7 protein-coding genes, 2 pseudogenes and 1 riboswitch are annotated in these 6,934 nt (G+C 73.6%); of the genes and pseudogenes, 3 read left to right on the top strand and 6 right to left on the bottom strand.

The window, feature by feature from the left end; genetic code table 11:
- Positions 1 to 1,380, bottom strand: a 1,380-nt coding sequence (locus AB0H87_RS35425; protein WP_360155989.1) for an aspartate aminotransferase family protein, incomplete at its 3' end; no start/stop codon positions are given.
- Between the two features lie 162 nt (positions 1,381 to 1,542).
- On the opposite strand from AB0H87_RS35425, the gene AB0H87_RS35420 reads away from it, so the two are divergent.
- Complete coding sequence (locus tag AB0H87_RS35420; RefSeq protein WP_360155983.1) at positions 1,543 to 2,205, top strand: sulfotransferase family protein; 663 nt, start codon at positions 1,543 to 1,545, stop codon at positions 2,203 to 2,205.
- Here the strand turns inward: AB0H87_RS35420 and AB0H87_RS35415 are convergent.
- Together AB0H87_RS35415 and AB0H87_RS35410 are read right to left on the bottom strand one after the other, a co-directional pair.
- The gene (locus tag AB0H87_RS35415; protein WP_360155980.1) at positions 2,190 to 3,038 is read right to left on the bottom strand and encodes a helix-turn-helix transcriptional regulator; all 849 of its coding nucleotides are present in this window, start codon (positions 3,036 to 3,038) and stop codon (positions 2,190 to 2,192) included. The two genes, AB0H87_RS35420 and AB0H87_RS35415, sit on opposite strands and share 16 nt — an antisense overlap.
- Before the next feature lie 7 nt (positions 3,039 to 3,045).
- Positions 3,046 to 4,041 carry an aldo/keto reductase gene (locus tag AB0H87_RS35410; protein ID WP_360155977.1) on the bottom strand — a complete coding sequence of 332 codons (996 nt, stop codon included), beginning with the start codon at positions 4,039 to 4,041 and terminating at the stop codon, positions 3,046 to 3,048.
- A 140-nt stretch (positions 4,042 to 4,181) separates the two neighbouring features.
- Positions 4,182 to 4,270, top strand: a riboswitch (adenosylcobalamin (AdoCbl) riboswitch).
- Positions 4,271 to 4,313: 43 nt separating this feature from the next.
- On the opposite strand from AB0H87_RS35410, the gene AB0H87_RS35405 reads away from it, so the two are divergent.
- Both AB0H87_RS35405 and AB0H87_RS35400 read left to right on the top strand, forming a co-directional pair.
- On the top strand, positions 4,314 to 4,535 hold the full coding sequence (locus AB0H87_RS35405) for a CbtB domain-containing protein (RefSeq protein WP_360155974.1): 222 nt from the start codon (positions 4,314 to 4,316) through the stop codon (positions 4,533 to 4,535).
- 14 nt (positions 4,536 to 4,549) lie between these two features.
- Positions 4,550 to 5,278: a CbtA family protein gene (locus tag AB0H87_RS35400; protein WP_360155972.1), complete on the top strand. Its 729-nt coding sequence runs from the start codon at positions 4,550 to 4,552 to the stop codon at positions 5,276 to 5,278.
- A gap of 87 nt (positions 5,279 to 5,365) precedes the next feature.
- On the opposite strand, the pseudogene AB0H87_RS35395 reads toward AB0H87_RS35400, so the two are convergent.
- The 3 genes and pseudogenes from AB0H87_RS35395 to AB0H87_RS35385 form a co-directional block, all read right to left on the bottom strand.
- Positions 5,366 to 6,136, bottom strand: a pseudogene (locus AB0H87_RS35395) (sirohydrochlorin chelatase); the annotation flags it as partial.
- Positions 6,133 to 6,723: a precorrin-8X methylmutase gene (locus AB0H87_RS35390; RefSeq protein WP_360155986.1), complete on the bottom strand. Its 591-nt coding sequence runs from the start codon at positions 6,721 to 6,723 to the stop codon at positions 6,133 to 6,135. The gene AB0H87_RS35390 and the pseudogene AB0H87_RS35395, both read right to left, overlap by 4 nt.
- Positions 6,720 to 6,934, bottom strand: a pseudogene (locus AB0H87_RS35385) (precorrin-3B C(17)-methyltransferase); the annotation flags it as partial. The pseudogene AB0H87_RS35385 and the gene AB0H87_RS35390, both read right to left, overlap by 4 nt.

The raw sequence follows: 6,934 nt of genomic DNA, 5'->3' as shown, positions 1-6,934 counted from the left end.
GCCGGCCGCGCGGACCCGGTCGAGCACGGCCCGCAGGTGCTCGACCGTGGTCATCGGGTTGAGCAGCGTGAACTTGAGCCACGGCCGGCCGCCGCGGGTCGTGCCGGCGATGATCGCCTCGCCGCCCGCGAACAGGTGGGCCCGCAGCCGCGGCGTCAGGTCGTCGCAGCCGGCGTCGTCGAGCGCGGCCGGGTGGTAGCGGAACAGCACCGTGCTCAACGTCGGCGCCGCGGCCACCTCGAACTCCGGGTCGTCGGTGAGCAGCCGGTGTGCGTCGTCGGCGAGGTCGACCACGCGGTCGAACATCGCGCCGAGCTGCTCCGCGCCGACCGTGCGCAGCGTCATCCAGAGCTTGAGCGCGTCGAACCGGCGGGTCGTCTGCAGGCTCTTGTCGACCTGGTTCGGGACGGTGGCCGTGCGCGGGTTCAGGTAGTCGGCGTGGTGGGCGATCCGGCGCATCGCGGCCGCGTGGCGCACGATGATCGCGCTGGAGCTGATCGGCTGGAAGAAGCTCTTGTGGAAGTCGACCGTGACCGAGTCGGCCCGCTCGATGCCGTCGAGCAGGTGCCGGCGGCGGGCGGAGACCAGCAGGCCGCAGCCGTACGCGGCGTCGACGTGCAGCCAGACGCCCCGGTTGGCGCACGCGTCGGCGATCTCGACGATCGGGTCGACGCAGCCGAGGTCGGTGGTGCCGGCGGTGGCGACGACGGCGATCGGCACGAGCCCGTAGCCGACGAGGTCGTCGAGCGTGCGGGCCAGTTCCGCCGGGTTCATCCGGCCGGCGGCGTCGGTGCCGACCCCGACCACGGCGTCGCGGCCGAGCCCGAGCAGGATCGCCGCCTGGGTCACGCTGAAGTGGGCCTCGGCCGTGGCCAGGATGCGCATGCGGGACAGGTCGCCGGCCGGGCTCGCCTCGCGGGCGAGGAGCAGGCCGTGCAGGTTGGACTGCGTGCCCCCGCTGGTGAAGACGCCGTCGGCGGCCGGGCCGAAGCCGATCCGGCCGGCGGCCCAGTCGACGAGCCGGCGCTCGATCAGCGTGCCGGTCGTGCTCTGGTCGTAGGTGTCGACGGACGAGTTGACCGCGGCGAGCAGCACCTCGGCGCTGAGCGCGGGGAGGGCGACCGGGCAGTTCAGGTGGGCCACGTAGCCGGGCTCGTGGAACCAGACCGCGTGGTCGAGGTAGAGGCGGGCGACCTCGTCGAGGGCGGCGTCGGTGTCGCCGAGCGGCCGGTCGAGGTCGACGGCGTCCACCAGGCCCTGCAGGTCGGTCAGGCTCGCGCCCGAGTAGGGGCGGCGCACGGTGCGTACGCGTTCCGCCACGGCGGCGGCGGCACGCGCGACGTCGTGTTGGAACGTCGCCACTGTGGACCGGCCGAACAGGTGTGGAGTTGGGGCCTCCAACACGACCTCCCTTTAGGTTAGCCTTGCCTAACTCGGGTCAGACGTTACCTGGAGGGAGCGTGAAACGGAACTGGGACTCGGTGGTTCTGAAGCCTTCGGTCGAAACGACCTCCTGATCGGTCGCCGGTATGGTGGCCATTCATGAAGATCATTGGAGTGGGGTTCGGGCGCACCGGCACCGTGTCGTTGCGCGCGGCCCTCGAGCGGCTGGGCGCTGGCCCGTGCCTGCACATGCAGGTGCTGCGGGACGGCGCACAGGCGCGCGCGGGCGCACACTGGCAGCGCGTGGCCGACGGCGCGACCGTCGACTGGCACGAGGTCTTCGCCGGCTGGGAGTCCACCGTCGACTGGCCGGCCTGCAGCCGGTGGCGGGAGATCTGCGCCGCGTTCCCGGACGCGCCCGTGCTGCTCAACTGGCGCGACTTCGACGGCTTCTACCGCAGCTGCGAGCGCACCATCTGGGCGGTCCGCCAGGCGGCCCGGGCCGGCACGCTCGGGCCCCGGCCGGACGGGCTCGTGCCGCCGCCCGCCTTCCGGCACGTCATCGAGCGGCTGATCTGGCAGGGCGACTTCCAGGGGCGGTTCGCGGACCGGGCCTGGATGGAGCGGATGTACGCGGACCGGATCGCCGCCGTGCGCCGGGAGATCCCGGCCGGGCGGCTCGTGGAGTGGCGGCTCGGCCAGGACGGCTGGGAGCCGTTGGCGCGTGCCCTGGGCGTACCCGTGCCGGATGAGCCCTTCCCGCACCTGCACGACACCGAGGAGTTCCGCGTGCAGGCCGGCCTGGGTCACTCGGCGACGTAAGGACGGCCGAGGTCGCCGATGACGCGGAGGAACTCGAAGCTGTCGGCGGTGTGCGAGCCGGGCTGCGGCCGGAAGATGACGAGCCGCTGGCCGGTGCTCTCGCTGCGGACGAAGTCGCACTGCACGTCCAGGCTGCCCGCGCGGGGATGGACGATCAGCTTGCGGGTGCTGTGCAGCGGTGCCACCTGCATGTCGGTCCAGTACCGGGCGAACTCCGGGCTGGCCGCCTCGAGGTCGGCGACGAGTTGCGCCACGACCGGGTCGGTGCCACGGCGGGCGGCGGCGGCCCGCAGGTCGGCGACGTAGCCGCGGCCCAGCGACTCGTGCTCCTCCGGCGCGTTCAGGGCGCGGGACTCCGGGTCCGTGAACCACCGCCAGATCACGTTCCGCGACCGCTCGTCGCCGTCGGTCCACCGGCCGAGCAGGGCCCGGCTCAGGGCGTTCTGCGCGAGCGTGGTGGTCAGGTCGTCCATCACGTGCGCCGGCACGTCGTCGAGCGCGTCGAGCAGGAACAGCAGCGCCGGGTCGACGTACCCGGTGACGGTTCCGGGGTTGGGTGCGGCGTAGCCGGCGAGCCGGTAGAGGTAGTCGCGCTCCTCGACCGACAGGCGCAGCGCCCGGGCCAGCGCGCCGAGCAGGGCCTCCGACGGCGTGCCCGCGCGGGACTGTTCGAGCCGCTCGTAGTAGTCGACGGACAGGTTGGCGAGCAACGCCACCTCTTCCCGGCGCAGCCCGGGGGTCCGGCGCCGGCCGCCCGACGGGATGCCCACGTCGGACGGCCGCAGCGCCTCCCGGCGACTGCGCAGGAAGTCGCCCAGCTCCCCGCGTGCCACTCTTGCCTCACTTGTCGATCGCGGCCATGGCCTGGGGCGTGTAGCGATTGCCGGCCGCCGCCCCGACCGGCACCGCCGCGCTCAGCTCCGCCAGCACGGCCGGCGTCAGCCCGATCCCCGCCGCGGCGACGTTGGCTTCGAGGTAGCCGCGGCGCTTGGTGCCCGGGATCGCGGTGCTGCCCTGCCCCAGCACCCACGCTAGTGCGAGCTGGGCCGCGCTGACGCCCGCCCGCTCCGCGACGGCGCGGATGCGGTCCACGAGCACCAGGTTGCGTTCCAGGTTCCCCTCGGCCATCCGGGGCCAGGTGCGGCGGAAGTCGTTCTCCGGCAGGTCGGCGACCGTACGGATGTCGCCGGACAGGAAGCCCCGGCCCAGCGGCGCGTAGGCCACGAAGCCCACACCCAGCTCACGGGTGGTGGCGAGCACCCCGTTGACCTCGACGTCCCGGCTGAACAGCGAGTACTCGGTCTGCACCGCCGACAGCGGCGCGGTGGCGTGCGCGCGGCGGATGCTCCGCGGCGCGGCCTCGCTGATGCCCAGGTAGCTCACCTTGCCCTCGGCCACCAACTCGCCCAGGGCGCCGAAGCTCTCCTCGACCGGCACCGCGGGGTCGACCCGGTGCAGGTAGAGCAGGTCGATGTGGTCCACGCCGAGCCGGCGCAGCGAGCGCTCGACCGCCGTCCGCAGGTATGCCGGCCGCCCGTTCGCGTACCCGACGAGCTTGTCCTCCTCGTCGAGGGTCACGCCGCCGACCTTGGTGGCGATGACCGCCTCGTCCCGCCGGCCCGCCAGCGCCCGGCCGAGCAGCCGCTCGGCGCCGCCGAGGCCGTAGAAGTCGGCGGTGTCGAACATGGTCACGCCGAGGTCGAGCGCGCGGTGGATGGTGGCGGTGGACTCGGCGTCGTCGCGGGTGCCGTACGCGGCGGTGAGGCCGAAGGTGCCGAGTCCTTCGACGGACGCGGTCAGGCCCTGCCGGCCGATCCCGTGTGTTCGCAATGTCATGCGGTCCACCGTGCCGCGCGGCGGAGGCGTTATCGGCGCCCCGGTTATCCCCGGTCCGCGAGGGCGACCTTGCGTCAACTGTCGAGCAGGTCTCACGCGGTTGACACCCCGGCAAGGCCGACCGTAGCGTCCGGGTCAACGTGACGACGGTAGGAAGCCGGTGCAACTCCGGCGCGGTCGCGCCACTGTGACCACGCTTGCGCGTGGGAGTCAGACCCTCCGCCGTCACCGAAACCCGTCGTGGGACGCGTGATCCCGAGGAGGTTCGTTTCGTGTCCAGCATCTCGTCTTCCGCCACCCCCCGCCCGGCCGTCCAGCCGGTGGCCATCCCGTGGCGTCAGCTCCAGCCCTGGCTCCTGTTCGGCGCCGTGCTCGCGATCGCGCTGCTCTACTTCGTCGGCACCGAGCAGGGCGTATTCCACGTGATCGGCGGCAGTGCGGTGCACGAGTTCGTGCACGACGGCCGCCACCTGCTCGGCTTCCCCTGCCACTGACGGGCGGGGCGGTCGTGCTGTCCCCCCGTTCGTTGCTGATCCGCGGCATGCTGGTGGGACTGGCCGCCGGCGTGCTCGCGTTCCTGTTCGCCTACTTCGTCGGCGAAGGCCCGATCGACGCGGCGATCGCGTTCGAGGAGGCCCATTCCGAGGTCGTCGGTGAGCCCGAGCTGGTGAGCCGGGCCGTGCAGAGCACGCTCGGCCTGCTCACCGCCACGCTGATCTACGGCGTCGCACTCGGCGGGATCTTCTCGATGGTGTTCGCCGCGGCGTACGGGCGGCTCGGCCGGCTCGGCCCGCAGGCGACGGCGGCGCTGGTCGGCCTCGCCGGCTTCGTCACCGTCGCGCTGGTGCCGTGGCTGAAGTACCCGGCCAACCCACCCGCCACCGGCTCCGAAGACACGATCGGCCGGCGTACGTCTTTGTATTTCCTGATGCTGGTGATCGCGCTCGCCTCACTGGCGCTCGCGGTCTACATCGGACGGTCGCAGGTGGCCCGGTTCGGCACGTGGAACGCGGCCGTCCTGGGCGCGCTGGCCTTCGTCGCCGTCGTCGCGGTGGCGCAGGTCCTGCTGCCGTCGATCGAGGAGATCCCGGAGGGCTTCTCCCCGCTCGTGCTGTGGAACTTCCGACTCGCGTCGCTCGGGACGCAGGTGGTCGTCTGGTCCACGCTCGGCCTGGGCCTCGGTGCCCTCGTGGAGCGGAGCCTGCGCCGCGAGGCCGTGCTCACCGCGTCGGCCTGACCGTCCGGCCGGCCGCCGCCCTCAGTGGTGGTGGTCGGCCGGATGCGTGTGCGGCACCTGCGCGGCGCCGACCGCGTGCTCGTGGAACGGCAGCGCTATCCGGTACTTGCACGTGTCGCAGTTGGCGCGGATGTCCCCGCCCAGTGCCTCGTGGTAACGCTCGACCACGATCTCGGCCAGGCCGGCGCAGTCACCGATCACGTCGGCGGTGGTGACGTCGCCGCCGCGCGCGTCCGCCCACTCGGCCGCCTGCGCGGCGACCCGGCGCGGCAGCACGCCGGTGAAGAGGAAGTAGGGGAGCACGACCACGCGGCCGGCGCCGAGCGCGCGGCACCGGTCGAGGCCGGCCAGGACGCCGGGTTCGGCCAGTGAGACGAACGCGTACTCCACGCCCGCCACGTCGGTCGTCTCGGCCAGCAGGCGGGCCACCTTGGCCACCTCGGCGTTGGCGTCCGGGTCGGTCGAGCCGCGCCCGACCAGCAGCACGGTGGTCTCCGGTCCGGCGGCCGCCAGCCGTTCGCGCAGCAGCGCCAGTACGCCCGGGTGCGGGCCGAGCGGCCGCCCGTAGGCGAAGGTCAGCCCGGGATGGCGCGCCCGTTCGGCGGCCAGCGAACCGGGGATGTCGCCCTTGGCGTGCCCGGCCGCGACCAGCATCAGGGGCACGCACGCCAGCCGCCGCACGCCGGCGCGGACGAGCTCGGCGACCGCCTCCTTGACCGGCGGCGGGGACAGCTCGATGAAGCCGCCCGCGACGGGCACGTCGAGACTCCGGCCCACCCGGGCCACGAAACGGCGGAAGTCGTCCGCGCCCTCGGGGTCGGTGGTGCCGTGGCCGGCGATGAGCAGGGGAGTGGTCATGCGAGCGGGTCTCCGTACAGCAGGGCGTTGACGGCGGCGGCGGCGACGGCCGCACCGCCACGCGCCGATCGGTTGGACAGTTGCGGCAACGCGGTGCCGCGCAGCGCAGCCTTGGACTCGGCCGCGCCGACGTAGCCGACCGGCAGGCCGATCACCAGCGCGGGCCGGACGTCGAGCCGGATCAGCTCGGTGAGCGCCGTCGGTGCGTTGCCGACCACCCAGACGGCGCCGTCGGGGTGCCGCGCCGCGGCGAGCCTGATCCCGGCCGCGGACCGGGTCATTCCCGTGTCGTGCGCGAGGGCCGCCGCCTCCGGCGCCGCCACGAGGCAGGTCGCCGGATATCCGGTGACGCCGGCCGCGACCATGGTGACGTCGGTGACGAGCGGAGCGCCGCCGGCCAGCGCGGCCGCGCCCGCCGACAGCGCGGTCTCGTCGCTCACCAGGTCGGTGAGCCAGCCCGGGTCCGCGGTGGTGTGGATGATCCGTTCGACCACGTCCCGGGTGTACGGCGGCAGCCCGGCGGTGTCGGCCTCGGCGCGCAGGATCCGGTAGGACTCCGCCTCGATCGGGTGCACGGTGCGCTTCACGACAGCCATGCGTACTCCCGCGGTGTGACCATCCGCCCGGCCACCAGCCGGCTGCGGCTCGAACCGACCAGCACGACCGAGTGCATGTCCACGATGGACGGATCAGCGGCGAGCGTCGCGAGCGTCGTGACGTGCACGCGCTGGCCCGGCCGGGACGCGTCGCGGACGACGCCGACGGGGGTGTCCGCCGGCCGTTTCGCGCCGAGGATCG

This window comes from Asanoa sp. NPDC050611 (genome assembly GCF_040654855.1).
In the GTDB taxonomy this organism is placed as follows: domain Bacteria; phylum Actinomycetota; class Actinomycetes; order Mycobacteriales; family Micromonosporaceae; genus Asanoa.
Note: the sequence above shows the minus strand (reverse complement) of the source record. Positions and strands in the feature narration are given on the sequence as shown.